The sequence below is a fragment of the Paenibacillus sp. Marseille-P2973 genome (assembly GCF_018101095.1).
GTDB classification, from domain to species: domain Bacteria; phylum Bacillota; class Bacilli; order Paenibacillales; family Paenibacillaceae; genus Fontibacillus; species Fontibacillus vini.
Window position 1 is genome coordinate 1 of record NZ_JAGQEH010000030.1, and the last position, 1,787, is coordinate 1,787.

Consider the following 1,787-nt stretch of genomic DNA (forward strand, 5'->3'; position numbering starts at 1 on the left):
AAAGGGGCTGTCCCAAAAGCAGATAAATCTACTAGCGGGATAGCCTTCTTTTATGAAAGGATGTTATTTTTGAAAAAAGAACCAGCCAAGAGGAGTTATGCTTGGCTGGTTCTTTCTCTCTGCTGGCTTAATGCCGCCTGCTTTAAGAGGTTATGGGCAAGGCAAAGCCACCCGACCTCCAGGCTTACTTTGGATAAGCCGCGGAGCAGGAAGCGACGAAAGCCTCGGTTATTTTTTATCTGGCCAAATACGCTTTCTGGCTCGTGCATGCGACGTACCGACAGGTTGTAGCCTTCCTCACTGGCCAGCTTTTCCCGGATTTGCTTTTTGTAACGTAAATAGGCCAGGCTCACTTGGATTTCTCGATTGCCGATCGCCTTGGTACAAGAAGACTTAAGAGGGCAGTCCTCGCAATGTGTACTGCGGTAATGCCGCTTATGGATCTCAAATCTACTTTCTGTCTTCTCCAAGCTTTCCCGAAAAAAGGTCAATTCCTGTCCAGCAGCACATGTCCAAGTATCTGTTTTTTCATCGTACTCCCAGTTGTCCACTTTGCTGATATCCATTTGCCAGGCTTTTGATTTCTCTTTGTGATAAGTACCGTATTTGACAACCGCTTCTACCTGCTCATCTTCCAGGTAGGCGTAGTTTTCTTCGCTTCCATATCCGGCATCTGCGATGACGGTGCCAGGCAATCGGCCCAGTTGTGCCTTTACCTTCTCTAGATGTGGCTTGAGTGTGCGCGTATCCGTTGGTCGTTGATGTAAGCTGTAGCCGACGATGAATTGGTTCTCTGTCCCGATTTGCACATTGTATCCGGGCTTGAGCTGTCCGTTTTGCATATGGTCTTCTTTCATCCGCATGAAGGTAGCATCCGAATCGGTTTTACTGTAGCTGTTGCGTTCGCCGAGGATCTCTTGTTGCTGTTCGTATTTTTGCAAACGAGGGAGCAGATCTTTACGTAGAGCGCGTACTGTTTTTTTGAGCGGTTTATCCTTAGGTGTTTCCTGTAGTTTGGCTTCCAGTTGCCGAGTGATCTGCTCCAGCTTTTGACTGGTCAGGCTACTGACCTCTCCCAACTCTGGCAGGTCTCTTCCTTGCTGTTTTTGTTCTTCCTGTTGCTCACCCATTTCGATGGTCTCAAACAGCGTATGTACTTTTTCCTGGAGTTTCGCCTTGTGCTTGACAACTGCCTTACCCCAAACGAAGGTATACCGATTGGCGTTTGCTTCGATCTTGGTCCCGTCCAGGAAGTAATGATCCAGTTGCACATAGTTGGCATCTGCAAGCATCTGAAGCACTCCAGTGAACACCAGTTCCAATACGTCTTTCATGCGTTCTGAGCGAAAACGGTTGATGGTGCGGAAGTCTGGACGTTGTCGGCCAGCGAGCCACATGAACATGATGTTTTCACGGATCGCTTTGGCAATCTGACGAGAGGAGTAGATGCGCTGCGTGTAGGCGTAAATGATGACTTTGGTGAGCATTTTAGGGTGGTAGCTGTCTCGTCCGCCGCCGGGGTAAGCTGTTGCAAAGATTTTGTCATCCAAGCGATTGACAGCCGCATTGACAACTCGAACGAGGTGATTTTCTGGAATATCTTCTTCTAAGTCCATTGGCAAGCAAAGTTGGTCCATGGTATATTGAATGTACAAAAGAAACCTCTCCTTTTCGAATGGTTGCTCGACACTTCCATTTTACCAAGGATTGGTTTCTTTTTGTTTGATTTGAATGAAAAAAAAGGGGCGTCCCTCAGTCATCTAGGATGACTTTTGGGACAGCCCCTT

The 1,787-nt window shown here is 47.6% G+C and carries 1 protein-coding gene; it reads right to left on the minus strand.

The window, feature by feature from the left end; translation table 11 throughout:
* Positions 1 to 95: 95 nt before the first annotated feature.
* Positions 96 to 1,655 (minus strand): IS1182 family transposase, encoded by a 1,560-nt coding sequence (locus KB559_RS24975; protein ID WP_211026251.1) that lies wholly within the window; start codon positions 1,653 to 1,655, stop codon positions 96 to 98.
* Positions 1,656 to 1,787 lie beyond the last annotated feature (132 nt).